Below are 23,992 nucleotides of genomic sequence, written 5' to 3' on the forward strand. Positions count from 1 at the left end.
ACGCGCGGTTGCGCGCCCCGATGTCGTTACGCGTTACGACGCCCGCACGCGCACCCTGTCCGCGCGACGTTCCGCGTCGTGCACGATGTGCAGCTCGCGCGTGCGGATCGGCAGCGCGCAGTCTGCATCGGCGAGCGCCTTGCGCACCTGGCGGGCGAGGCGCCAGCGCATCACCCAGAAGTTGTCGGTATGCGTCCACACGCGCATGTTCGCGACGGCCGTGCTGTCGTCGAAGCGCATCACCATCACGTCCGGCGCCGGATCCTGCAGCACGTCGGGATCGGCTTCGGCCAGCGCGCGCAGCGCGTCGAGCGCGCGATCGATATCGTCGTGCACGGACACCTCGACTTCGAGATCGAGGCGGCGCGTCGGATTGCGTGTGTAGTTGCGGATCGAGCTGCCCCACAGCGCGCTGTTCGGCACGAATTCGCAGATGCCGTCCGGCTTGGTCAGCCGCGTCATGAACAGCCCGACCTCGTCGACGGTGCCCGCGACGCCCGTGCCGCCGTCGATATAGTCGCCGACCTTGAACGGCCGCAGCAGCAGAAGCATGATGCCGGCCGCGATGTTCTGCATCGTGCCCTGCAGCGCGAGCCCGATCGCGAGGCCGGCCGCGCCGAGCACCGCGACGATGCTCGCGGTTTCGATGCCGAGCTGCGACAGCGCGCCGACGATCGCGACGATGCGGACGCCCCACACGGCGACGTCGCAGAGAATCGGCCGCAGCGTGTCGTCGACGCGCTCCTTGTTCGAGAGCAACCGGTTCAGCCAGTTGCCGACGCGTTTCGACAGCCACCAGCCTGCGACGAGCAGCGCAAGGCCGGCGCTCAGCTTGATGGAAAGGGTGGACAGTGCGTTCCACAGGAACGTCCAGCGTTCCGGATGAAGATGATCGAGAAACATGACGGGATTCCGGGTTGAAGATACATGGCGCGACGCGTAGCGCTTCCGTCTCGGTCGGAAAGGCTTGCGCTCGCGCGGGCAGCCCTCGACTGTACACGTCACACGATGTTTCGCGCGAATGCATGAGGTCGAACTGCCCTGTCGTCGGACGGCGAAATCGCGATTTCGTTCTAGTACTAATCGACTGTTCCATAAAATAGGATTCGTCCTATTCAGCGATTTCAAGCACGCCGATACACTCGGTTTCAAGTTGCCGGATCGCGACGATCGTTCCTCCGCGATACCCGGTCCTTTCCCGATTTTTCATTGATAGCGAGTGACGACGTCATGCGGTTGAACCTGCGTTTCCGTCTCGCACGCGAACAAGGTCAACCCGCCCGACGCGGCGTTTGCTGTTTCCCGATTCGCCGTGTGCTGCTGCGCGGTGCCGTCGCGGCGGCCTGCGTCGCCGGCGCACACGGTGCGGCAGCACAGGCGTTTAACGACGCCGCGCCGTTCACGCCCGTGACGGCGGAAACGGCAGACCTTGTCGACGTGCCTTTTTTCAGTTCTGCCCGAACGACGTGGGGCGGCTTGCGTGCATCGTCGGCGGCGCCGCTCGACGTCGCGTACGCATCGCATGCGTCGAACCTGCCGACGGGCGACGATCCCGTTGCCCGCTTCGGCGCATGCGTGGCTTACCGCGTGCTTTGCGACGCGGCGCGCGGTGCGATCGAACGTGGCTACGCGACGCGGTTCGCGTACGGCATTGCATCGCCGTTGCCGTCGATGGGTGCGCAGCCGGCATTCGAGCGGGGCTCCGTCGATCTGGCGTCGGCCGAGCCGTTCATGCTCGCGGCGCCGGATCGCAGCACGCGCGCCGGTGCGATTACAGGCAGCCTGCGGGCGTCGCTGGCGCGCGCCGAACTGCCTGCCGGCGTCGCGGCGCAGGTCGTCCGTTTGCTGGCCGGGCGCATCGACCCGAAGCAGCGTGGCGCGATTGGCGACACCTTCCGCGTGGCATTCGAACCGGACGACGACGCGACGCTGCAGGGCGGCGTGCGCGTGACGGCGCTCGACGTGCGTTTTCGCGGCCAGCAGGTGGCGGGCGTGTGGTTTGCGCCCGACGCCGGCTCGCCGGGCGCGTATTACGACCTCGACGGCGTGCCGCTCGCCGGTGCGCATTTCGCGATGCCGGTCGCCGCGACGCGGATCAGCTCGCAGTTCGGCGCGCGCGTGCATCCGGTGACCGGCACGCGCCACGTGCATTCCGGCGTCGATCTGGCTGCGCCGACGGGCCGTGCCGTCCATGCGTCGGAGAACGGCGTCGTGTCGTTCATCGGCACCGAGCCGCGCGGCTACGGCAAGTACGTGGTAATTCGTCACGACGGCGGCTATGCGTCGTACTACGCGCACCTGTCGGCGTTCGAGCCGACGCTGCGAACCGGCACGCGCGTCGAGCGCGGCCAGCGTGTCGGCGCCGTCGGCAGTACGGGGACCGCGACCGGCCCGCATCTGCATTTCGAGGTCCGGCGAAACGCCCGTCTCGTCGATCCGGTCGCGCTCGTGCAGGCAGCCAACGCGGCAAAGCTGAAGGGCGAACTGCGTGTCGCGTTCAACCGCGTGGCTCATGCCGCCCGTACGCAGTTGGCGTCGGCCACGTGGACACAGCCGGTCGCCATGTCGACGGCAGTCGAGCCGCATACGGGCTGATCGCTAGCGCCGGATGCCGGCCGCTGCGGTCGGCGTCGCAGCACCAGCACGCGCAGTCGCGCAGCGGCAGCGATATTCCGAGGTACGTCCGCGTTTGAACGGCAGGTCATCGTGCGAAGCAACATCGCTGAATGGCGTGCGGCAACACATGCACGGCGAATCGTTTAATAAATTGCGTCAAATTTTCCGATTGCTTCGGACTGCATCGCGATCACTTTCAGCGCGTGAGCGAAAGCCGGCAAATTCAACCGGTTTTTCGTTCCATCGCGAATGCGACGCTTGCCGCATCTCCGAATGCTGCGCAGCGGCAGAAACCGTTCCCATTATTTCTCGTTGAGAAATTAATCGCCGGCTGATTTCCAATATCACACGAACTGACCTTGCGATTATTTCAAGACAGGTGATATAACCCGTTCCACGCACCGATTTGCAGCAATAACGTCACCAATAAATGCGAGCGGAACGATGAAAAGAAAAACGCGGAACCTGGGTTTGGGTGGGATGGCGATCCTGACCGGCGCGATGCCGGTGGGCGCCCATGCGGCATGCTCGGCCACCGCGCCGGGCAGCGGCACGACGGTCACGTGTTCCGGCGCCAATGCGCCGTCGGTCGTGGCCACGGCCGGCAGCACCAACGTGACGGTCAACCTCGATTCGACCGTGACGGGCAGCTATGTGCTGACGTCCACGCCGACGCCGTTTTCCGTCGACACGTCGAGCGCGATCACCAACAACGGCAACCTGTCGATGTCCGGCAACGGCACGGGCGTCGCGAACCGCGGCGCGGTGCTGCTCGGCGTGAACAACGGCAATACGCTCACCAATGCCGCGACCGGCGTGATTTCGACGACTGGTCAGTACAACGACGGGATGGCCGCGAACGGCAACAACAACACGCTCGTCAACAACGGCACGATCACGACCAGCGGCAACAATGCGTACGGGATGACGGCCGCGTGGGGGCAGAGTAATCCCGGCGCGTCGGGCAACCAGATCGTCAACACCGGCACCGTGACGACGTCCGGCAACAACGCGCGCGCGGCGTCGCTGCTCGGCGGCAACGGCACGATCATCAACAGCGGCACGCTGACGTCGAACGGCCGCGATGCGCCGGCCGTCTACATGCAGGGCAACAACGACACGCTGGTCAACAGCGGCACGATCCAGACGACGGGCACCGCGACGAGCGGCGGCAGCGTCGACGCGGTCGTGTCGAACACGCTCGGCAGCTCGTTTACCGCAACGATCACGAACCAGGCCGGCGGCAGGATCATCAGCAACAACGGCATCGGCGTGCGCTCGACCAACGGCGCGACGACGATCACCAACGCGGGGCTGATCCAGGGCGGCGGCGGCACCGCGATCCAGGGAGGCAGCGGCAACGTGACGCTGATCCTGCAGACGGGCTCGCAGATCGTCGGCACGGCGAACGGCGGCGGCGGCGCCAACACCGTGACGCTGCAGGGCACGGGCACCGCGTCGAACGCGTTCACGAATTTCCAGAGCCTGACGATGGCCGGCACGGACTGGACGTGGGCCGGCACCGGCACGTTCTCGACCGCGCTCGTGCAGAGCGGCACGCTGAATCTCACCGGCACGCTCGGCACGACGACGGCGTCGGTCGTCGCGACCGTGAACGCGGGCGCGACGCTGCAGGCGAATGCGTCGAACCTGCCGCTGTCCGTGACCGACAACGGCCTCGTGCGCTTCCAGCAGGACAGCGCCGGCACGTACACGGGCACGATCGGCGGCTCGGGCGCGGTGGAGAAAACCGGCGCGGGCACGCTGACGGTCGCGCCTTCGTCGGCCGGCGGCAACACGTATTCGGGCGGCACGACGATCACGCAGGGCACGTTGACGGTCGCGGCCGACAATGCGCTCGGCGCATCGTCAGGAAACCTGACGTTCAACGGCGGCACGCTGCAGCTCGGCAGTTCGTTCAATCTGGCATCGGGCCGCGCGGTGTCGATCACGTCGAACAACGGCACGATCGATACGCAGGGCTTCAATTCGACGTTGACGCAGGGCATCGCCGGTGCGGGTTCGCTGACGAAGCTCGGCAGCGGCACGCTGACGCTGAACGGAGCGAGCAGCTACTCGGGCAGCACGAACGTGAACGCCGGCACGGTGATCGTCGGCGACGGTACGAGCGCGTCGGCGGCGCTGGGCGGCGGCGGGCCGGTGACGGTTGCATCGGGCGCGACGCTCGGCGGCTACGGCAGCGTGACGGGCAACGTGACCAACAACGGCACGATCTCGGTCGCGAATGCGCTGGCAAGCCTCGCGAGCGGCGCGACCGGCAATTTCCGGATCAACGGCAACCTGACCAACGCGGGGCTCGTGCAGCTCGGCGGCAGCGGCGTGGGCAACGCGCTGACGGTGGCCGGCAACTATGTCGGCCAGAACGCGACGATCGCATTGAACACGACGCTCGCCGGCGACGGCGCGCCGTCGGACAAGCTGGTCGTCAGCGGCGGCACGGCGAGCGGCGCGAGCATGCTGAAGGTGACGAACGTCGGCGGCGCGGGCGCACTGACGACCGGCGACGGCATCCAGGTCGTGCAGGCTACCAACGGCGCGACGTCGAGCGCGGGTGCGTTCACGTTGTCGGGCGGCACGGTGAGCGCTGGCGCGTATTCATACTTCCTCGCGAAAGGCGGCGCGGCGGCCGGCACCGGCGACAGCTGGTACCTGCGCAACACGGTGCCGCCGAAGCCGCAGCCGCGGGTCGTCGAACCTGGGCAGCCGACACCGCCGCCCGTGGTGCCGGTCACGCCGGCCGAAGGCACGCCCGAATCGATCGTCGAAGCCGTCGCCGATGCCGGCACCGGCGGCAGCCCGGAGCCGATCTTCCGCCCCGAAGTGCCGCTGTATGCAGAGGCACCGGCCGTAGCGCGGCAACTCGGCCTGCTGCAGATCGACACGTTCCATGACCGGCAGGGCGAACAGGGGCTGCTGAGCGAGAGTGGCCCGATGCCTGCGTCGTGGGCGCGCGTGTGGGGCGGCAACAGCAACATCAAGCAGAAGGGCGATGCGACGCCGTCGTTCGACGGCACGGTGTGGGGGATGCAGGTCGGCCAGGATCTGTATGCGGACAACAGCCCGAGCGGTCATCGCAATTACTACGGCTTTTTCCTCGGTTTCGCGCGCGCGGTCGGCGACGTGAACGGCTTCGCGCTCGCGCAGCCCGATCTCGGCGTCGGCACGCTGCAGATCAATTCGTACAACCTCGGCGGCTACTGGACGCATATCGGCCCGGGCGGCTGGTACACGGACGCCGTCGTGATGGGCAGTGCGCTGACGGTGCGCACGCACTCGAACGACAACGTGAACGGCTCGACGGACGGCAACGCGTTCACGGGTTCGGTGGAGGCCGGCTTTCCGGTCGCGCTCGGCTACGGGCTGACGCTGGAGCCGCAGGCGCAACTCGTATGGCAGTACCTGTCGCTCGGCAGGTTCAACGACGGGGTGTCGGACGTGACGTGGAACAACGGCAACACGTTCGTCGGCCGGATCGGCGCACGGCTGCAATGGGCGTTCGATGCGAGCGGCGTGAGCTGGAAGCCTTACCTGCGCGTGAACGTGCTGCGCTCGTTCGGCGCGGACGACAAGACCACGTTCGGCGGCTCGACGACGATCGGCACGCAGGTCGGGCAGACGGCCGGGCAGATCGGCGCGGGGCTGGTCGCGCAGTTGACGAAGCGCGGCAGCGTGTATGCGACGGTCAGCTACCTGACGAACCTCGGCGGCGAGCATCAGCGCACGATTACCGGCAATGCGGGCGTGCGGTGGGCGTGGTAGCGGGGCACGCGGCGATCTGACTGGGGCGCGAGCGCTCGATGCTCGCATATGGCAGCGTGTCGTTACCTGGAGCACTACAGTGTTTGAACCCGATGACCGCGCCCACCGGCCACCATCGAACGCCCGCGCCGCAGCGAGATCTTGCGCGGTATCCGGATGGCCGGCGGTCGAGGCCCGCGCCGCAAAACCCAGGCCGTCGGTTGCTTGCCGAACCGGAACCGCGCGGCAACAGAGTAGCCCGGGGTGCGGCGCGGGCCAATCGGCCTGGTCTGATTTTGCGTGGGTCGCGATTCGGCGATCAGCCGAGCGGCCAGTTCAGGATCGCAATCCCGTCGTTGTAGTCGCCGTCCGTACCGTCCTCCGATCCGACCAGCCCGAAGTAGGTCTTCTTGAAGATGTCGACCTGTCGCGAGCCGATCTTCGACGGCTTGCCGTTCGCCGTCACGACCACGCGCACCTTCCCCTTGCCCGAATTCAGCACTTGCGTGTTCAGGTTCGCGTCCTGCGTGCCGGCGCCCTGGAACGTCGCGGCCGGTTTCGGGTTGTCGTCGACGAATACCTCGATCGTCTGCTGTGCGGCAGAGTTGACGAGCGCCGTCACGCCGAACGCGATGTTCGGCGGCAGGTTGAAGATGCCGTCGCGTTCGCCGCCGGCATTCGTCGCGGGGTCGGGCTGCGCGGGTTGCGGTTGCGCCGTCGCTTTCGCGAAGTACGTGACCACCGCGCCGATGCCGAACTTCGCGGCAGCGCCCGGCAGCACGCCGGGTGCACCGGCCCACGTCACCGTGCAGGCGTCGATCTTCCCGGTCGTGTCGGTCTTGACCTTGTTCATCCAGCTGCTGATGTCGAAGCTGTACGGCACGGTGGAGAGGTGGACGAACACATCGAATTGCGGCAGCTTCTCGACGAGCTGCGCGGTCATGAACTGACGCATCCGGTCGAGCACGGCCTGGTCGCCGCCGGCCTGCACGGCGAGCGCGTCGTTGCCGGCGAGTTGCAGCAGTGCGTACAGATCGTCATGGGTAAAGGGTTGTGGCATGTCGTCCTCGTCGTAATGGAAGGTCTCGCGTCGCGCGGCCGACGAATCGGTTTCGCCGTGTCGCGCGCGGAGCAAAGCGTGGGCAGTCGCGGCTGCCCGAATGAATCGCAATGCGTGGTTGGCCCTGTCGTCATTGCGATACCGAAAGCGGCGCGCAATCCATGCCGCGCCGTGCGTCCCTGTTATTGACGTCCGTCGATCAGCCCAGCGGCCAGTTCAGGAACACGATGCCGTCGTTGTAGTCGTCGTCCGCGCCGTCCTCCGACCCGACGATCCCGAAGAACGACTTCTTGAAGATGTCGACCTGCCGCGAGCCGAGCCGCGACGGCTTGCCGTTCGCCGTCACGATCACGCGCACGCGGCCCTTGCCGGAGTCGAGCACCTTCGTGCCGAGGTTCTGGTCCTGCACGCCCGCGCCCTTGAACGTGGCGGCCGGTTTCGGGTTGTCGTCGATGTAGATGTCGATCGTCTGGTCGTTCGACGCGTTGGTGAGCGCGGTCACGCCGAACTTGATGTTGGCCGGGAGATTGAACGTGCCGTCGCGTTCGCCGCCGCCGCCGATGTTGCCGGCGCCGCCGGTTCCGCTGCCGGTTTCGGCGCCCTGATTCCCGCCGGATTGCGACGACGATTGCGCGACGGCGTTACCGATCGCGGAAATGCTCGCGTACGAGTCGATATGCATCGCGCTGCCGCGCACGCTTTTCCACTGGCCTTTCACGAACGTGACGCCGCTGCCGACGTCGATCGTCGCGACGAGCGTGAACGGCATGCGCCCGGTGCTTTCCGGCACCTTCGACGAATAGGTGAAGCAGCCGTCCGCGACGACGCCCTTGTCGGTCGCGATCGCGAAATAGATGCCGGGGAAGTTGTTGCCGGTCGCGTACGGCGTCGGCACGTTGAGCGTGACGAGCAGCTTGCCGTCGCGAATGTTTGCCTGCTCTTTCGCAAGGTCGAGATGCAGGCCCGGAATGTCGACGTAAGTCTCGGACGTGACGACGGGCGCACTGTTGATCGATGCCGAAAAGATGGGCATGGCGGTCTCCTGAAGGCGAAACGGGTTTGAATTGAATGGCTTCGCGTTTTCGATGTGGAACCGCCGGGCTGCCTTGCAGGCGGCAGCCCGGCGGTCATCGGTCAATCGGCGGGCGGGCCGATCAGCCGATCGGCCACTGCAGCACGACGATGCCGTCGTTGTAGTCGCTGTCGTGGCCGTCTTCCGACACGACGATCCCGAAGTTGACCGTGAACGGCGAGCCGTCCGACTTCTTGCCGTTGATCGGCGCGAGGCGCGCGTCGGTGGCCGACGGCTTGCCGTTTACCGACACCTCGAAGCGGATCTTGCCGTTGCCGGAATTCAGCGTGGTTTCGCGCGGGCCGTCGCGCGTGGTCAGCTTGTGATAAGCGGCGGGTTCCTTGCTGTCGCCGATAAACAGCTTGATGTGCTGTTGTTCGGCGGCATTCGCGAAGAAAATCGCGCGGAAATCGGTATTCGGCGGAATCGAAAATTCGCCGGCGCGATTGGATGACGTTTGAGAATCGGCCATGCTTTCCTCCTGAAGATCAGTAGTAAGGCGTCTCCCCGCGTCTCGCAAACGTTTGCCGTTTGAAACGCGGTTCGACAAGCATGTCGAAAAATAAATAAAAAAATATTCAGATGAGAATGGTAATTGTTCAATAAATCGAAAATCAAGGTGAATCGATTTAATGAAACAGGTTTAATCGAGGATGTTTTTATATATTCCGGAAACTATGCCGGCGCGCGTGTCGTTTTTCTGAATAGTGCGCGGTACAGGCGGATCGGCAACGGGGCAATCGGGCTTCGGGGCGAGCGCTCGGTGTTCGCATCTGGCAGCGTTCGTTTCAACATCAGCATCTCTGTCGTGGCCGCGCCCACCGGCCACCACCGAACGCCCACGCCGAAGCCCGATCGCAAAGGGAGGGTGTGCGGCGACCGGCGAAGAGGATGGACCGACTCACTCCGAACATGAATAGGACCTCACCGGCGCCGCACCCATGAAGCATATCGACGGGCGCGGCCGCCGCCTATCGGACGGGACTGATTTTGCAGACGGCGCGGCCATGCGAGGCACGCGCTTCCCGTTGACAGCCCCGTCCACCCTGTGATTTGATTCCGGCCATGCAAGCCGCCCAGCCCCTCTTCTCGCTACGACTACTAGCCCGTTGTTCCGGGCTGGGTCTGCGGCTGCGCGCTTTCCATCTGCATCTTTCCTGAAGCGCCAGATTTCCCCCGTATCACCGACCTGGCCCCGGTTGTCGACCGGCGCCTGAGCTCGTCTTTTTTCCGTATCGCTCTGCTCCGTCCCGGTCGCTCAACCGTCAAGGCTGTCGTTCGCCGTACCGCTTTGCCGTTGTGCCGCTTTTTACCGCTTTGATCGCTGCGTGCGCAGCCGGCCGCCACCGCTGAAGGCCGCCGCGCCGCGGTTTCCCGACAAACCGACCGAGGACCGAACATCATGATGCTGAAGAACCCCGCAACGAAGTACCGGCCGTTCACGCCCGTCAACTTGCCGAACCGAACATGGCCGTCGCGCACCATCACGCACGCGCCGATCTGGATGAGCACCGACCTGCGCGACGGCAACCAGGCGCTGTTCGAGCCGATGGACGCGGCACGCAAGATGCGGATGTTCAAGACGCTCGTCGCGATCGGTTTCAAGGAGATCGAGGTGGCGTTCCCGTCGGCGTCCGAGACCGACTTCAACTTCGTGCGCGAGCTGATCGAAGGCGGCCACATTCCCGACGACGTGACGATCGAGGTGCTGACGCAGGCGCGCGACGACCTGATCGAGCGCACCTTCGAATCGCTGCGCGGCGCGAAGCGCGCGATCGTGCATCTGTACAACGCAACCGCGCCGGAATTCCGCAAGATCGTGTTCGGCCTCGACCGCGATGGCGTGAAGCAGCTCGCGGTGAACGCGGCGCGCACGATCAAGCGCTGCGCCGATGCCGCGACCGACACGCAGTTCACGCTGCAGTACAGCCCGGAAACGTTTACGGCGACCGAGCTCGACTTCGCGAAGGAAGTCTGCGACGCGGTATTCGACGTGTGGCAGCCGACGCCCGAGCACAAGGCGATCGTGAACCTGCCGGCGACCGTCGAAGTCGGCACGCCGAACTTCTATGCGGACCAGATCGAATGGATGCACCGCAACCTCGCGCGTCGCGATGCGCTGATCCTGTCCGTGCATCCGCACAATGATCGCGGCACCGCGGTCGCGGCGGCCGAGCTCGCGGTGATGGCCGGCGCCGACCGCATCGAGGGCTGCCTGTTCGGCAACGGCGAACGCACGGGCAACGTCGATCTCGTGACGCTCGCGCTGAACCTGTACACGCAGGGTGTCGATCCGGGCCTCGATTTCTCGCAGATCAACGAAGTCGCGCGCACGTCCGAGGAATGCACGCAGTTGCCGATCCATCCGCGTCATCCGTACGTTGGCGACCTCGTGTTCACCGCGTTCTCCGGCTCGCACCAGGATGCGATCAAGAAGGGCTTCGCGGTGCAGCGCGCCGACGCCGTGTGGGAAATGCCGTATCTGCCGATCGATCCGAGCGACCTCGGCCGCACGTACGATTCGATCATTCGCGTGAACAGCCAGTCGGGCAAGGGCGGCATCGCGTACCTGCTCGAACAGGGTTATGGCGTCGCGCTGCCGCGCCGCCTGCAGGTCGACTTCAGCGCGGCCGTGCAGCGCCTGACCGACGACAGCGGGCACGAGGTGACGAGCGCGCAGATCTGGTCGCTGTTCCAGCAGGAATACGTGGAGGGCGACGCGCCGCTGCGCTATGTCGGCCATGAACTTAGCGAACGCGACGGCCGCGAGACGATCGTGCTCACCGCCGACGTGCACGGCGAGCGCCGCGTGCTGCGCGGCGAAGGCAACGGCCCGCTCGACGCGCTGATGCATGCGCTGCGCACGCCGCTGCGAATCCAGCACTACGAGGAACGCGCGTTGTCGCAGGGCGCCGACGCAAAGGCGATCGCGATCGCGGAACTGGCCGGCTCGGGCGTGCGCGGCAGCGCGTTCGGCGTGGGCATCGACGCGAACCTGACGACCGCGTCGATCCGCGCGGTGATCAGCGGCGTCAACCGCGCGTATGCGCGGGCTGACGAAGCGGCGCAGGCGACGTTCTTTGGCGCGCAGGCGGCGGTGAAGGCCGTCGCGTAAGCGGGCGGTGGCGGCCGCGCCGGCGAGGCGGCGCGGCCTGACAAACCTGACAGGAGATGACTCCACGCAACGGGCGTATCGTGCTAGCGGCGCGCGCGGGGCCATTTTCCCGCGCCCATCACCATGAGGAATGCGTCATGTCGAAGCTCGATGCCCTGCGGGGCGACATCAAGGGGCAGGCCCAGGCAGCGGATCGCCACAACCTGGTTCGGCCGGATGCGAACGGTGCGCTATGGGCGCGCGGCCTGACGACGAAGCGGGTCGCCGACCTGTTCCGGACGCTGCCGGGTTTGCCGGGTCACTGGATGCAGTTGCAGAACGAGGTCAACGCCGGGAATCGCTACTTCTACGGCGGCATCCAGAACGGCAGCGTGACGACCGAGGAAGGGAAGGCGCTGATCCGCTGGATCGCCAAGTCGGTCGTGAGCGCGGCCGAGAAGGCGTCGTTCGACTTCCCGCTGCAGCAACTGCGCTTCACGGCCGATATGGGCTGGCTCAAGCTGCAGCGCGTGTCGGGGCGCGTGATGGTGTTCTCGCAACCGTGAGCCGTGCGTCGACCCCGATGCTGACGGCCCGGGGAGCGCATCGGGACGGGCATCGGGAAGCGCGCGGCGCGTAGTCGAAGGCCGGGCTGTCGTCGGGCGAAGGGTTCGCCCGCTGGCGCAGTCGTTTTGTTTGTCCCCGTTCGTTGGCCACCGCTTCATCTTGAGGTGGCTTCTCGGAATTCGATATTTCGATTATTATCGAATAATGGAAACGAACCAGACCATTGCCGCGCTGTCGGCACTCGCGCATGAATCCCGGCTCGCCGTCTTCCGCACGCTCGTGCAGGCGGGGCCGCAGGGCCTGCCGGCCGGGCAGATCGCCACGCTGCTGAATGTACCGCCTTCATCGCTGTCCTTTCATCTGAAGGAGCTGGCCCATGCGCAGCTCGTCACGAGTCAGCAGGACGGCCGCTTCGTCATCTATAGCGCGAACTTCGCGACGATGAACGGGCTGCTGGCCTATCTCACGGAGAACTGCTGCGGCGGCAATCCGTGCTCGCCGGTGTCCGCGTGTTCGACGTCCGGCCCGCAACCTTGCTGAAGCGCCTTCACCTACCTCGCCCATGACCACGAACGTCCTGATCCTCTGTACCCACAACTCCGCGCGCAGCGTGCTCGCGGAAGGCATGCTCAATCATTGGGCCGCGAAGCTCGGCAAGGACGTGCGCGCGTACAGCGCCGGCAGTGCGCCGAGCGGCCGGCTCAATCCGTTCGCGCTGGAAGCGCTGGCGAACGCCGGTGTCGACGTCGGCGGCTACCGCAGCAAGAGCTGGGACGAATTCACGGGCGACGGCGCGCCTGAAATGCGCGTCGTCATCACGGTGTGCGACAGCGCGGCCGCGGAGACGTGCCCGTACTGGCCCGGCAGCCCGGTCAAAGTGCACTGGGGTTATGCCGATCCGTCGAACGCGGTGGGCGGCGACGAAGGCAAGCGGCTCGCGTTCGAACTCACGCGCCAGGCGATCGGCTACCGGATGCTGCAGTTGCTGGCGCTGCCGCTCGAACGCATGAGCAACGCCGAACTCCAGGCGGCCTTGACCGAGATTTCCCGGAGCTGACCGTTCGCACGGCGGCTGGCCGAATTCACCGGCCGCCAGCGACTTCGAGACCGATACCCGTCCAATGAACACGTCCAACGTCGCCCCGCCGGAGCAGGCTGTCGCCAAGCCTTCCATCAACTTCTTCGAACGCTATCTGACCGTCTGGGTCGCGCTGTGCATCGTCGCCGGCATCGCGCTCGGCCAGGCGCTGCCCGGCCTGTTCCAGCAGATCGGCCGGATGGAATACGCGCAGGTCAACCTGCCGGTCGGGCTGCTCATCTGGGTGATGATCATTCCGATGCTCGTCAAGGTCGACTTCGGCGCGCTGCATGAAGTGCGTCAGCACGTGAAAGGCATCGGCGTCACGCTCGTCGTGAACTGGCTCGTCAAGCCGTTCTCGATGGCGTTCCTCGGCTGGCTGTTCATCCGGCATCTGTTCGCGCCGATGCTGCCGGCCGATCAGCTCGACAGCTACATCGCCGGCTTGATCCTGCTCGCCGCCGCGCCGTGTACGGCGATGGTGTTCGTATGGAGCCGGCTGACGGGCGGCGATCCGCTGTTCACGCTGTCGCAGGTCGCGCTGAACGACAGCATCATGGTGATCGCGTTCGCGCCGCTGGTCGGCCTGCTGCTGGGGATGTCGGCGATATCCGTGCCGTGGGCGACGCTGCTCACGTCGGTCGTGCTCTACATCGTGATCCCGGTGATCCTCGCGCAGCTCTGGCGCAAGCGGCTGCTCGCGAACGGGCAGGCGGCGTTCGATGCCGCGATGGCCAGGATCGGCCCGTGGTCGATCGCCGCCTTGCTGGCCACGCTCGTGCTGCTGTTCGCGTTCCAGGGCGAAGCGATCCTGAAGCAGCCGCTGGTGATCGCGCTGCTCGCGGTGCCGATCCTGATCCAGGTGTTTTTCAATTCGGCGCTCGCTTACTGGCTCAATCGCGCCGTGGGCGAGAAGCACAACATCGCGTGTCCGTCGGCGCTGATCGGCGCGTCCAATTTCTTCGAGCTGGCGGTCGCGGCTGCGATCAGTTTGTTCGGTTTTCATTCCGGCGCGGCGCTGGCCACCGTCGTCGGCGTGCTGATCGAAGTGCCCGTCATGCTGCTGGTGGTGCGCATCGTCAACCGGTCGAAGGGCTGGTACGAACGTGCTTGAGCAAACGGGAGAATCCATCTGCATGAACCACGTCACGTTTCAATGCGATCACGCGGAGGGTACGCATGTCTGACCGTCTGAATGACCTGCCGCAACTCGACGTCGAATCGTTCCGCGTGCCGGATGCCGGCCAGTTGCGGCCGGCGGTGCCGTCGACGCATCCGCCCCGGTTCCTGCTTCTGTACGGCTCGCTGCGCGAGCGCTCGTTCAGCCGGCTGCTGATCGAGGAAGCCGCGCGCCTGCTCACCGCAATGGGCGCCGAAGTGCGCGTGTTCAATCCGAGCGGCCTGCCGCTGCCGGACGATGCGCCCGAGAGTCATCCGCAGGTCGTCGAGTTGCGCGAACTGGTGCAGTGGTCGGAAGGCATGGTGTGGTGCTCGCCGGAACGGCACGGCGCGATGACCGGCATCATGAAATCGCAGATCGACTGGATTCCGCTGTCGATGGGCGCCGTTCGGCCGACCCAGGGCAAGACGCTCGCCGTCATGCAGGTCAGCGGCGGCTCGCAATCGTTCAATGCGGTGAACCAGATGCGCGTGCTCGGACGCTGGATGCGCATGCTGACCATCCCGAACCAGTCGTCGGTGGCCAAGGCGTTCGCGGAATTCGACGAAGCAGGGCGGATGAAGCCTTCGGCTTATTTCGATCGCGTGGTGGATGTGCTGGAAGAACTGGTCAAGTTCACGCTGCTGACGCGGGATATCGGGCCTTATCTGGTGGATCGGTATAGCGAGCGGAAGGAAAGCGCGGAGGAACTGTCGAAGCGCGTCAATCAGCGCAGTATCTGACGTGCCTCGGTGCCTCGGTGCCTCGGTGCCTCGGTGCCTCGGTGCCTCGGTGCCTCGGTGCCTCGGTGCGGCGTGCAGGCCACCTGCACCCGCACCTCGATCGAGGCCATACGTGCCCGCGAATCGCTGCCGCCTACAAAGCTTCCACCCCCGAGGATCGACGCCATGCAACTTCGCGCTGCCGCAGTATCCGATCTGGTTTCGATAGAGTCCCTGCTTCGCGCTTCCGATTTGCCTGTCGCCGGCGTGGCGGAATACTTGCCGAATTTCATTGTGGCTGTCGATGCCCGGAGCGTCATTGCATGCGGCGGCATCGAATACCACGGCAACTTCGCGTTGATCCGTTCGATTGCCGTCGCTGCGCAAGCGCGCGGCGGCGGGCTGGGAAAGACGATCGTTTCGCGCTTGCTGGCGGAATGCCGCAGTCGAGCGGTCGAAGCGGTAGCGTTGCGCACGACCACGGCGGAGCGCTATTTTGCTCGGCAGGGTTTTGTGCGCATTACGCTCGGTGACGTGCCTGGACCGCTGCTATCGTCCGGTCAGTTCGCCGGTGTGTGCCCGGCATCTGCGGCCATCATGCTGAAGGTGATTTAGCCGAACGCGCGGCGTCGACGCCGGACCGTTCGCCATCGAAGACGATCCGCACCTTACTTTGCAACCGTGATGCCTGCCGAATGCGCGCGCTGCGCGGGCCGCACCACGGTTTCAACATGCCGGCCCAGCGACACCGGCACTTCCATCACCTGACCTGGCGAAACGTAATCGGACTGGTCCGATTGGGTCGGCTCCGCGATCGGGATACCCTTCGGGTACCGGATCTGAACGGCGTCCTGCCTGCCGTCACCCGTCTGCCATTCCCGTTCGCGAGACCGCGCGTTGCGCGGCCCATCGTGTTCCTCCGGCGCCAGCCGCGAGCCGTCGCGTGCTCACTCGCTGATTCACTACTTCAAGCAGCGTACGCGCACGGCCAATCGCGTCAGCGATATCGCGCCGAATCAGACGGGTCCGATTCATTTGCGTCCCTCGCGTTCATAGAATGGAATCGATGATGCGCTTCACGCGCATTGCCATTCGACGGAGGCGTTCCGCATGACCGCTCTTGATTCCTTCTCACGCATTGCCGAGCGCACGCACGGCTCGCGCAGTTCGTTCGCACTGCTGCGTTGGTCGCTAGTCGTGATCTTCCTGTGGTTCGGCGGAATGAAGTTCACCGCGTACGAAGCAGGCGGCATCGCGCCATTCATCGCGAACAGCCCGCTGATGAGTTGGCTGCACGCGCTGTTCGGCGTGGAAGGCGCGAGCATCGCGATCGGCGCGGTCGAACTGACGACGGCCGCGATGCTGGCTGTCGGCTCGCGCGTGCCGCTGGCGTCGGTGCTGGGTGCCGCGATGTCATCGGCCACATACGCGATGACATTGACCTTCATGCTGACGACGCCCGGCGTTGGCGAGCCAACGGCCGGCGGGTTCCCGGCGATCTCGGCGCCGATCGGCCAGTTCCTGCTGAAGGACCTCGTGCTGCTCGCGGCATCGCTGTGCCTGCTGCTGGCGTCGCTGCCGCCGCGCGGCGGCGACGCAGCGCGGACGTCGCCCGTCGCGTGACGACGGCGACGCGTTCCGGCTCGGCCGAGGACGGAGCCATATGAACATCATGGGCGATCGACACATCATCGGGCGGTTGGCGAGCACGCTGGCACCGTGCTTCAAGGACGTGCTGCGCCGTCCGCGCCGCACGACGATTCTCGCGGCGACGGCAGGATGTCTGCTCGCGGCCGCATGCGTCGCGGCGCCGCGCGTGTACGAGATGCAGACGCCGGCCGCGATCGGGATGCAAGACGGCGCGAACCCAGTGCACACCGGTTCCGTCGTGCGCCCGGCGGCCGTACCCGTCGGCGCCGCACGGCACGGCGTTGGCGACCCGGCGCGCACCGCGCACGATTCGGCCGTGCATGCGGCCGCGCGCGCGAAAGCGCGCTATCCGCGCCGGCCCGATGCATCGTCCGATACCGCGAAGGCGCTCGGCATGACCGACGCGGAACTCGCGTCGTGGCTTACCGACATTCGCCAGCAGACGTCGGAGCCGACGTTTCATCCACGAGAACGCGGCGCGGCCGAACTTCACCCGATGCACCCCGCGCGCCCGACCGATTCCTGACCCTGCCGGTCGGCACGACTTCCGAAGACCGGCGCGGCCGCCGGTCGCGCCTGCCGCCCGTTCCCGATGCGCGTCGCGCCGTACGCCGGCGGCGGCGTATCCAACCAGAAACCAGCAAGCGGAGACAAGCATGCAGTTCTACGACGAGATGCATCGCGAAGGCGGCGCCGTCCGGCGCCACTACGAAGCATTCCAGCACTGGCTGAGCCAGCAGACCGACGACACGATGCGCCGCAAACGCGCGGAAGCGGACCTGATGTTTCGACGGGTCGGCATCACGTTCGCCGTCAACGGCGACGAATCGGGCGGCGAGCGGCTGATCCCGTTCGACCAGATTCCGCGCATCGTGCCGGCCGACGCATGGCGCACGCTCGAAGCCGGGCTGCGGCAGCGCGTGCAGGCGCTCAACCTGTTCCTGCACGACGTCTACCATCGCGGCGACATCGTGCGCGCGGGCATCGTGCCGGCCGCGCAGATCTATGCGAACGCGCAGTACCGGCCGGAGATGCAGAACGTCGACGTGCCGCGCGACATCCGTGCGCACATCGCGGGCGTGGACCTCGTGCGGGCCGGCGACGACGGCGCGTTCTACGTGCTGGAAGACAACCTGCGCGTGCCGTCGGGCGTGTCGTACATGCTCGAGAACCGCAAGATGATGATGCGGCTCTTTCCCGACCTGTTCGTGCGCAACCGCATCGCGCCCGTCGCGCACTACCCGGATCTGCTGCTCGACACGCTGCGCGCGAGCGCGCCGGACGGCGTCGACGATCCGGTCGTCGTCGTGATGACGCCGGGCATGTACAACTCCGCGTACTTCGAGCACACGTTCCTCGCGCAGCAGATGGGCGTCGAACTCGTCGAGGGCAAGGACCTGTTCGTCGACGGCCGGCACGTATACATGCGCACGACCCACGGGCCGAAGCGCGTCGACGTGATCTACCGCCGGCTCGACGACGATTTTCTCGATCCGCTCGCGTTCCGCAGCGATTCGGCGCTCGGCGTGCCGGGTCTGCTTGGCGCGTATCGCGCGGGGCGCGTGACGATCGCGAACGCGATCGGCACCGGCATCGCGGACGACAAGTCGATCTACCCGTTCGTCCCCGACATGATCCGGTTCTATCTCGACGAGCAGCCGATCCTGAACAACGTGCCGACGTACCAGTGCCGCAAGCCCGACGATCTCGCATACACGCTTGCGCACCTGCCCGATCTCGTCGTCAAGGAAGTACACGGCGCGGGCGGCTACGGGATGCTCGTCGGCCCGGCCGCGACGAAAGCGGAGATCGAAGCGTTCCGTGCGCGACTCGTCGCGCAGCCCGACAACTACATCGCGCAGCCGACGCTCGCGCTGTCCACCTGCCCGACCTTCGTCGAAGCCGGCATCGCGCCGCGCCACATCGACCTGCGGCCGTTCGTGCTGTCGGGCCGCACCGTGAAGATGGTCGCGGGCGGGCTCACGCGCGTCGCGCTGAAGGAGGGCTCGCTGGTCGTGAATTCGTCGCAGGGCGGCGGCACGAAGGACACGTGGGTCGCGGGCTGAGCGGCACGCGCGGGCCCGAACCACAAGACAAAGGAGGCAGCATGCTGAGCCGCACCGCGGATCATATCTACTGGATGGCGCGCTATCTGGAGCGCGCGGAGAATACGGCGCGCATCGTCGACATCAACCTGAAATCGCTGCTGCTGCCGCAGGACGACGAACGGCAGCGCCGCACGCTGCGCGCGCTGCTGCGCTCGGTCGAACTCGAGCCGGCCTTCACGGCGAAGCATGGCGAACCGGCGCCCGAGACGGTCGTCGCGTTTCTCGTCGCGGATCGCGACAATCCGTCGAGCATCGTGTCCTGCCTGCGCAGCGCACGGGAGAACGCGCGCGCGGTGCGCGGCCTGCTGACGACGGAGTGGTGGGAGACGATCAACCATACGTGGATCGAGTGCGTCGAGCCGCTCGCGGCGGATGCGCTCGCGGCCGATCCGCACGAATTCCTCGAATGGGTGAAGTCGCGCGTGCACCTTGCGCGCGGTGTATCGATCGGCACCGCGATGCGCGACGACGCGTATTACTTCTCGCGGCTCGGCACGTTTCTCGAACGCGCGGACAACGTCGCGCGGATGCTCGACGTGCGCTTTCTCGACATCGAGCAGGCCACGGCCGATTCTCCGGACGAGATCGACGAGTTCTACTACTGGACGTCGATCCTCACGTCGGTGTCGGGGATGGAGATCTATCACAAGGTCTATCGCGACGTCGTGACGCCCGACCGCGTGGCCGAACTGCTGCTGCTGAACCCCGCGATGCCGCGCTCGCTGCGCGCCGCGATCGACGATTTCTGCATGACGCTCGACAAGCTGAAAAACGGTGCGTCGGCCGAGTGCGAACGCGAGGCGGGCCGATTGCGTGCGGAGCTGCATTACGCGGACATCCGCAAGATCCGCGCGCAGGGGTTGCACGCATTCCTGAACGAATCGCTCGAGCGCGTGTATGCGCTCGGCAACATGGTCTCGCGCGCTTTCATGATGTCCGCGAGCTGAATCGAGGTTCCCATGTACCTGACCATTCGACACGACACGATCTATCGCTATTCGGCGCCGCTCACCTATTCGATCCAGCAGATCCGGATGACGCCGCCGGCGCTGCCGTCGCAGTACGTCGCGGGCTGGCGGATCACCGCGCCCGGCGCGCTCGATGCGTCGACCGATGCGTACGGCAACGCGCTGCATGCGCTGGTCGTCACGCGGCCGCTGACCGAAATCGCGCTGCATGCGCACGGTGCAATCGACACGCAGCCGCTCGACGACGGCCGGCTCGGGCTCGACCCGGGGCCCGTGCCGGTCGCGCACTACACGTGTGCGACGCGGCTGACCGAGGCCGACGGCGCGATCCGCGAGCTTGCCGCCCCGCTCGAAGCGGGCGACGGCTCCTGCGCGTTCATTGCTTTGGCCGAGCGGATCGCCGATGCGGTTGCGTACCGGCAAGGAATCACGGCCGCGACGAGCACGGCGGCCGACGCACTCGCGCTGCGGCACGGCGTATGCCAGGATCACGCGCACCTGATGCTCGCATGCTGCCGCGCGCGCGGCGTGCCCGCGCGCTACGTGAGCGGTTATTTCGACGCGGGCGACGTGCCGCATGCGGCGAGCCATGCGTGGGTCGACGTATGGGTGCGCGAGATTGGCTGGGTGTCGGTCGACGTCACGCACGCGCGCTTCGCGGGCGAAGCGTATTGCCGCGTCGCGACCGGCCGCGACTACGAAGCGGCCGCGCCGGTGCGCGGCGTGCGGATCGGCGGCGGTGACGAGTCGCTCGACGTGCGGGTGGACGTGCAGGCGGGAGGCGCGTTATGACCTACTGTGTGGCGATGCGCGTCGACGAAGGGATCGTGTTCCTGTCTGACTCGCGCACCAACGCTGGCATCGATCACGTGAGCACGTTCCGCAAGATGGCGCTGTTCGAAGTGCCGGACGAGCAGGTCGTCGTGTTGCTGTCGGCCGGCAATCTCGCGATCACGCAGGCGGTCACGCAAAGCCTCGCGTCGCAGCCGAGGACCGATCCGCAGTCGATCTGGCGCGTGCGCTCGATGCACGACGCGGCGCGGCTCGTCGGCGACGCGGTGCGGGCGGTGCATGCGCGCGACGCACAGTCGCTGAGCCAGTTCGGCGTCGATTTCAACTGCAGCTTCATCGTCGGCGGGCAGGTGCGCGGCGAGGCGCCGCGGCTATTCCAGATCTATGCGGCCGGCAACTTCATCGAGGCGTCGACGTTGAGCCCGTACGTGCAGATCGGCGAGGCGAAGTATGGCAAGCCGATCATCGAACGGATGCTGTGCGAGGCGATGCCGCTCGCGGACGCGACGAAATGCGCGCTGATCTCGATGAATTCGACGATCCGTTCGAACGTGTCGGTCGGGCTGCCGGTCGATCTGCTCGTGTACGAGCGCGATGCGCTGCGCGCGACGAAGTTCGCGACGTTCGACGAGCATGATCCGTACTACGGGATGCTGCATACGACGTGGGCGGCGCGGCAGCGTTCGGTGTTCGACGAGATTCCGAACCTGCCGTGGCCCGACTTGCCGACGGTGCTGCCGCCGAGGGTCGCGCCGGAGCGCACGGCGTTGCGGGAGTGGGCGGAGGGGGCGCCCGAGTAGAGGCAGGCGGGCGGTTCGCGTCCGCCTTTGCCGACCGATGCGCCGCGCTACGCCGGATCGATCGTGAAGTTCGCGAGCGCGTAGTGCGCGCGGCACGTCCAGAGCGTATTGCCGCCGCGATGAAAAACGGCGACGCCGTCACGGACGGTCATCCGCGTGCGCGGATACACGGCGCCGTGCCCGTTGACGGCGGCGGCAAGATCGTTGCGTTCCTTGCAGGCGGCCCAGTATTCGCCGTCCTGTAGTGTCGTCTGTCGATGATTCATGCTGACTCCATCGTGATCGGTATCGCGCACGCGCGGCAGGGCTTCGATGCGGGTGCTCGACGCTCGCATATGGCAGCGTTATCGAGTTGCAGCAGGATCAGCGCCCTTCAAAGCGTGGCCGCGCCCACCGGCCACCATCGAGCGCCCGCATCGAAGCCGTCGCAAGCGAAAGGTGCGCGGTATCCGGATTCGCTCGCGCCTCCCGAGCGCAGCCCTTTACAGGGCCGTCAGACCACGCGAATCCGGCACCGCGCAAAACAAGCTTATCGCCGAAAGCCGCGCAGGCCTATCAGACCAGGCTGATTCGAACCCGCACGGCGATCGGCGCGCGATGCTCAATGCACCCACGCGAAGTAATACGCACCGCCGATCGTCAGTGCCGCGGCGACCAGCGCCGCATACGGCGCGAGGTTCATCCACGCGCTCCGCTTCGGAACTTCAAGCTCCATGTCCTGCTGCATCTGCGCGGGGAAGCGGCCGCGATCCTGCCAGTAGTGGCGATAGACGAACACCGGCACGATCAGCAGCATCGCGATCAGCCCGTTGCGCAGCGTGCCTTCGCCTTGCAGATCGGCGCCAGCGCCTGCATAGACAAGGTTAGCGAACCCGCACACCGCGCCCGCGGCGAGCAGCCACGTCGGGCAGCGGAACGGACGATCCCAGTTGCCGCGATCCATCCGGTGAATCCAGCCTGACTGCAAGTTCAGGAACACGAACAGCATGTAGCAAACGTTCGAGATCGACAGCACCGTGAAGTAGTCCGACATCATCAGCAGCACGAGGTTGAAGCCGAGATCGGTCCACATCGCGCGTGTCGGCGAGCCATGCTCGTTCACGTGCGACAGGTACTTCGGCAGCCAGCCGTCGACCGATGCCTGGTACAGCGTGCGCGACGAGCCCATCATCGACGTCATCACGATCAGCAGGATCGACAGCATCAGCATCACGACGAGCGCGTTCGCAACCCATGCACCGCCGCCGACGAGCTTCGCCATCGCGGCTGCGACGCCGGTGCCGTCGCGAATCGCGGGATCGAGCATCGCCTGCGTGCCGAGCGCACCCTGGAATGCCATCGGCACGAGCGTCATCACGACGAGGCACAGCGCGCCCGACCAGAAGATCGCCTTCGCGGTGTCGCGGCGCGGATCGCGGAATTCGCGCGTGTAGCAGACGGCCGTCTCGAAACCATACGACGCCCAGCCGGCCATGAACATCGCGCCGAGCGCCATCGTGACGCCTTGCCCGTTCCACGCGCCGAAGGTCGCGGCCGTGAGGTTGCCTTGTGCGTCGTGACCGAGCGGCAGCAGCGGCAGCAGGTTCGACATCGGCACGTCGCCGGTGACGAACGGCACGATGCCGACGATCAACAGCGGCGTGAGCGATGCGATGCCGAGAATGCGCTGCGTTTTCGCGGCCTTCGACGCGCCGCTGTGCTGAAGCTTGAACGTGATGAGCAGCAGGATCGCCGCGATGATGAACGTCGCGTTGATCCGCAGCGACAGACCGGGCTTGATGAAGCTCAGGTCGGCGAGCGTGAGCCGCCATTGCAGCACGGCCGCGTCGGCCGGAAAGAAGCTCGTGAGCGCATAGCTCGCCGCGAGGCCGCAGCCGAGCGCGAGCATCGGCGACCACGCGAGCCAGTTGCACCACACGGAAACCGGCGCGATCAGCTTGCTGTAGCGCACCCATCCGATCGCGCCGTATACCGACGCGCCGCCCGATTTGTGCGGGAACAGCCCGGAGATTTCGGCGTAGGTCGCGCTTTGAATCAAGCCCATCGTAATCGCGGCGATCCAGATCGTCCACGCGGGATGGCCGATCGTCGCCGATACGCCGCCGATCGTGAACAGCACGCCGGCCGGCACGCCGCTGGTGACCCAGAAGCCGTCTTTCCACGTGAGGGTGCGTTGCAGCGTCTGGCTTTCGGGGGCGGCGTCATGCGAGGCCGGGCTGTGAGCCGCGCCGGCGGGACGGGTAGGTAATCCTGCGTCGCTCATCGTTGTGTCCTGTTGCGATTCCGGGGCGGAGGGTCGTGCGGTCATCGCACCCATGGGCGTGTCGATGACGCGACCGCGTGCCGTGGTCGGGAATCGGGGTGAAGAAGGCGGCCAGAGGCCGATGAAATGCGTCGGCTATCGCTGCCACAACGGCCTCGATAGCCGCGAGGATGCGTGGCCGGATCGCCTGCGAGGCCCTCGTCGGCGCTTGCGCGCCGGCCGGGACGCAATTGCGGCCGCCTGAATGCGTGCGGCGTGCCGGTACGGGCGCGGCGTCGAGCGCT

At 66.3% G+C, this 23,992-nt stretch carries 21 protein-coding genes; 15 read left to right on the plus strand and 6 right to left on the minus strand.

Annotated elements, in window-relative coordinates; translation table 11 throughout:
• Nucleotides 1-33 precede the first annotated feature (33 nt).
• A complete protein-coding gene (locus tag MRS60_RS27510; RefSeq protein WP_034181077.1) occupies nucleotides 34-903 on the minus strand; it encodes a mechanosensitive ion channel family protein in 870 nt (289 codons plus the stop codon).
• Between the two features lie 327 nt (nucleotides 904-1,230).
• Between MRS60_RS27510 and MRS60_RS27515 the strand changes: the two genes are divergently transcribed.
• Both MRS60_RS27515 and MRS60_RS27520 read left to right on the plus strand, forming a co-directional pair.
• Nucleotides 1,231-2,595 carry a M23 family metallopeptidase gene (locus tag MRS60_RS27515; RefSeq protein WP_243565958.1) on the plus strand — a complete coding sequence of 455 codons (1,365 nt, stop codon included), beginning with the start codon at nucleotides 1,231-1,233 and terminating at the stop codon, nucleotides 2,593-2,595.
• A gap of 501 nt (nucleotides 2,596-3,096) precedes the next feature.
• Nucleotides 3,097-6,396 carry an autotransporter outer membrane beta-barrel domain-containing protein gene (locus MRS60_RS27520; protein ID WP_347814851.1) on the plus strand — a complete coding sequence of 1,100 codons (3,300 nt, stop codon included), beginning with the start codon at nucleotides 3,097-3,099 and terminating at the stop codon, nucleotides 6,394-6,396.
• Between the two features lie 298 nt (nucleotides 6,397-6,694).
• Here the strand turns inward: MRS60_RS27520 and MRS60_RS27525 are convergent, their stop codons facing one another.
• From MRS60_RS27525 to MRS60_RS27535, 3 genes are all read right to left on the minus strand, one after another.
• The gene (locus tag MRS60_RS27525; RefSeq protein WP_034181117.1) at nucleotides 6,695-7,435 is read right to left on the minus strand and encodes a fucose-binding lectin II; all 741 of its coding nucleotides are present in this window, start codon (nucleotides 7,433-7,435) and stop codon (nucleotides 6,695-6,697) included.
• A gap of 199 nt (nucleotides 7,436-7,634) precedes the next feature.
• The gene (locus MRS60_RS27530; protein ID WP_243565960.1) at nucleotides 7,635-8,468 is read right to left on the minus strand and encodes a fucose-binding lectin II; all 834 of its coding nucleotides are present in this window, start codon (nucleotides 8,466-8,468) and stop codon (nucleotides 7,635-7,637) included.
• A 121-nt stretch (nucleotides 8,469-8,589) separates the two neighbouring features.
• A complete protein-coding gene (locus tag MRS60_RS27535) occupies nucleotides 8,590-8,979 on the minus strand; it encodes a fucose-binding lectin II (protein WP_034181081.1) in 390 nt (129 codons plus the stop codon).
• A gap of 933 nt (nucleotides 8,980-9,912) precedes the next feature.
• Between MRS60_RS27535 and leuA the strand changes: the two genes are divergently transcribed.
• From leuA to MRS60_RS27600, 13 genes are all read left to right on the plus strand, one after another.
• Nucleotides 9,913-11,622, plus strand: coding sequence for a 2-isopropylmalate synthase (gene leuA / locus MRS60_RS27540; RefSeq protein WP_175747048.1), 1,710 nt, complete (start codon nucleotides 9,913-9,915; stop codon nucleotides 11,620-11,622).
• A 137-nt stretch (nucleotides 11,623-11,759) separates the two neighbouring features.
• Entirely contained in the window at nucleotides 11,760-12,167 is a 408-nt protein-coding gene (locus tag MRS60_RS27545) for a hypothetical protein (RefSeq protein ID WP_034181083.1), read from the plus strand.
• 205 nt (nucleotides 12,168-12,372) lie between these two features.
• Nucleotides 12,373-12,708 carry an ArsR/SmtB family transcription factor gene (locus MRS60_RS27550; protein WP_034181084.1) on the plus strand — a complete coding sequence of 112 codons (336 nt, stop codon included), beginning with the start codon at nucleotides 12,373-12,375 and terminating at the stop codon, nucleotides 12,706-12,708.
• A gap of 22 nt (nucleotides 12,709-12,730) precedes the next feature.
• Nucleotides 12,731-13,225, plus strand: a complete 495-nt coding sequence (locus MRS60_RS27555; RefSeq protein WP_243565961.1) for an arsenate reductase ArsC — start codon at nucleotides 12,731-12,733, stop codon at nucleotides 13,223-13,225.
• Nucleotides 13,226-13,289: 64 nt separating this feature from the next.
• On the plus strand, nucleotides 13,290-14,360 hold the full coding sequence (arsB, locus tag MRS60_RS27560; protein WP_034181086.1) for an ACR3 family arsenite efflux transporter: 1,071 nt from the start codon (nucleotides 13,290-13,292) through the stop codon (nucleotides 14,358-14,360).
• 65 nt (nucleotides 14,361-14,425) lie between these two features.
• On the plus strand, nucleotides 14,426-15,148 hold the full coding sequence (arsH, locus tag MRS60_RS27565; RefSeq protein WP_243565962.1) for an arsenical resistance protein ArsH: 723 nt from the start codon (nucleotides 14,426-14,428) through the stop codon (nucleotides 15,146-15,148).
• Between the two features lie 165 nt (nucleotides 15,149-15,313).
• Nucleotides 15,314-15,742 carry an arsenic resistance N-acetyltransferase ArsN2 gene (gene arsN2 / locus MRS60_RS27570; protein ID WP_243565963.1) on the plus strand — a complete coding sequence of 143 codons (429 nt, stop codon included), beginning with the start codon at nucleotides 15,314-15,316 and terminating at the stop codon, nucleotides 15,740-15,742.
• A gap of 495 nt (nucleotides 15,743-16,237) precedes the next feature.
• Nucleotides 16,238-16,750, plus strand: a complete 513-nt coding sequence (locus MRS60_RS27575; RefSeq protein ID WP_204493931.1) for a YkgB family protein — start codon at nucleotides 16,238-16,240, stop codon at nucleotides 16,748-16,750.
• 49 nt (nucleotides 16,751-16,799) lie between these two features.
• Nucleotides 16,800-17,303, plus strand: coding sequence for a hypothetical protein (locus tag MRS60_RS27580; RefSeq protein WP_152603924.1), 504 nt, complete (start codon nucleotides 16,800-16,802; stop codon nucleotides 17,301-17,303).
• A 130-nt stretch (nucleotides 17,304-17,433) separates the two neighbouring features.
• A complete protein-coding gene (locus tag MRS60_RS27585) occupies nucleotides 17,434-18,843 on the plus strand; it encodes a circularly permuted type 2 ATP-grasp protein (RefSeq protein WP_034181091.1) in 1,410 nt (469 codons plus the stop codon).
• Between the two features lie 41 nt (nucleotides 18,844-18,884).
• Entirely contained in the window at nucleotides 18,885-19,832 is a 948-nt protein-coding gene (locus MRS60_RS27590) for an alpha-E domain-containing protein (RefSeq protein ID WP_243565964.1), read from the plus strand.
• Between the two features lie 12 nt (nucleotides 19,833-19,844).
• Nucleotides 19,845-20,645: a transglutaminase family protein gene (locus MRS60_RS27595; RefSeq protein WP_243565965.1), complete on the plus strand. Its 801-nt coding sequence runs from the start codon at nucleotides 19,845-19,847 to the stop codon at nucleotides 20,643-20,645.
• Entirely contained in the window at nucleotides 20,642-21,445 is an 804-nt protein-coding gene (locus MRS60_RS27600; RefSeq protein ID WP_243565966.1) for a peptidase, read from the plus strand. The genes MRS60_RS27595 and MRS60_RS27600 overlap by 4 nt, the downstream gene beginning before the upstream one ends.
• Nucleotides 21,446-21,492: 47 nt before the next feature.
• On the opposite strand, the gene MRS60_RS27605 is transcribed toward MRS60_RS27600, so the two are convergent.
• Nucleotides 21,493-21,711 (minus strand): hypothetical protein, encoded by a 219-nt coding sequence (locus MRS60_RS27605; protein WP_131946719.1) that lies wholly within the window; start codon nucleotides 21,709-21,711, stop codon nucleotides 21,493-21,495.
• Nucleotides 21,712-22,046: 335 nt separating this feature from the next.
• Nucleotides 22,047-23,708 (minus strand): APC family permease, encoded by a 1,662-nt coding sequence (locus MRS60_RS27610; RefSeq protein WP_243565967.1) that lies wholly within the window; start codon nucleotides 23,706-23,708, stop codon nucleotides 22,047-22,049.
• Between the last annotated feature and the right edge of the window lie 284 nt (nucleotides 23,709-23,992).

Source organism: Burkholderia pyrrocinia (assembly GCF_022809715.1).
Lineage (GTDB): Bacteria > Pseudomonadota > Gammaproteobacteria > Burkholderiales > Burkholderiaceae > Burkholderia > Burkholderia pyrrocinia_C.

What these genes read in the sequence shown, in the direction of transcription:
- MRS60_RS27585 (WP_034181091.1), top strand. Translation starts at nt 17,434, where the DNA reads ATGCAGTTCTACGACGAGATGCATCGCGAAGGCGGCGCCGTCCGGCGC.
- MRS60_RS27600 (WP_243565966.1), top strand. Translation starts at nt 20,642, where the DNA reads ATGACCTACTGTGTGGCGATGCGCGTCGACGAAGGGATCGTGTTCCTG.
- MRS60_RS27590 (WP_243565964.1), top strand. Translation starts at nt 18,885, where the DNA reads ATGCTGAGCCGCACCGCGGATCATATCTACTGGATGGCGCGCTATCTG.
- MRS60_RS27545 (WP_034181083.1), top strand. Translation starts at nt 11,760, where the DNA reads ATGTCGAAGCTCGATGCCCTGCGGGGCGACATCAAGGGGCAGGCCCAG.
- MRS60_RS27510 (WP_034181077.1), bottom strand. Translation starts at nt 903, where the DNA reads ATGTTTCTCGATCATCTTCATCCGGAACGCTGGACGTTCCTGTGGAAC.
- MRS60_RS27610 (WP_243565967.1), bottom strand. Translation starts at nt 23,708, where the DNA reads ATGAGCGACGCAGGATTACCTACCCGTCCCGCCGGCGCGGCTCACAGC.
- MRS60_RS27525 (WP_034181117.1), bottom strand. Translation starts at nt 7,435, where the DNA reads ATGCCACAACCCTTTACCCATGACGATCTGTACGCACTGCTGCAACTC.
- MRS60_RS27515 (WP_243565958.1), top strand. Translation starts at nt 1,231, where the DNA reads ATGCGGTTGAACCTGCGTTTCCGTCTCGCACGCGAACAAGGTCAACCC.
- arsB (WP_034181086.1), top strand. Translation starts at nt 13,290, where the DNA reads ATGAACACGTCCAACGTCGCCCCGCCGGAGCAGGCTGTCGCCAAGCCT.
- leuA (WP_175747048.1), top strand. Translation starts at nt 9,913, where the DNA reads ATGCTGAAGAACCCCGCAACGAAGTACCGGCCGTTCACGCCCGTCAAC.
- arsH (WP_243565962.1), top strand. Translation starts at nt 14,426, where the DNA reads ATGTCTGACCGTCTGAATGACCTGCCGCAACTCGACGTCGAATCGTTC.
- MRS60_RS27575 (WP_204493931.1), top strand. Translation starts at nt 16,238, where the DNA reads ATGACCGCTCTTGATTCCTTCTCACGCATTGCCGAGCGCACGCACGGC.
- MRS60_RS27520 (WP_347814851.1), top strand. Translation starts at nt 3,097, where the DNA reads ATGGCGATCCTGACCGGCGCGATGCCGGTGGGCGCCCATGCGGCATGC.
- MRS60_RS27605 (WP_131946719.1), bottom strand. Translation starts at nt 21,711, where the DNA reads ATGAATCATCGACAGACGACACTACAGGACGGCGAATACTGGGCCGCC.
- MRS60_RS27530 (WP_243565960.1), bottom strand. Translation starts at nt 8,468, where the DNA reads ATGCCCATCTTTTCGGCATCGATCAACAGTGCGCCCGTCGTCACGTCC.
- MRS60_RS27595 (WP_243565965.1), top strand. Translation starts at nt 19,845, where the DNA reads ATGTACCTGACCATTCGACACGACACGATCTATCGCTATTCGGCGCCG.
- MRS60_RS27535 (WP_034181081.1), bottom strand. Translation starts at nt 8,979, where the DNA reads ATGGCCGATTCTCAAACGTCATCCAATCGCGCCGGCGAATTTTCGATT.
- arsN2 (WP_243565963.1), top strand. Translation starts at nt 15,314, where the DNA reads ATGCAACTTCGCGCTGCCGCAGTATCCGATCTGGTTTCGATAGAGTCC.
- MRS60_RS27550 (WP_034181084.1), top strand. Translation starts at nt 12,373, where the DNA reads ATGGAAACGAACCAGACCATTGCCGCGCTGTCGGCACTCGCGCATGAA.
- MRS60_RS27555 (WP_243565961.1), top strand. Translation starts at nt 12,731, where the DNA reads ATGACCACGAACGTCCTGATCCTCTGTACCCACAACTCCGCGCGCAGC.
- MRS60_RS27580 (WP_152603924.1), top strand. Translation starts at nt 16,800, where the DNA reads ATGGGCGATCGACACATCATCGGGCGGTTGGCGAGCACGCTGGCACCG.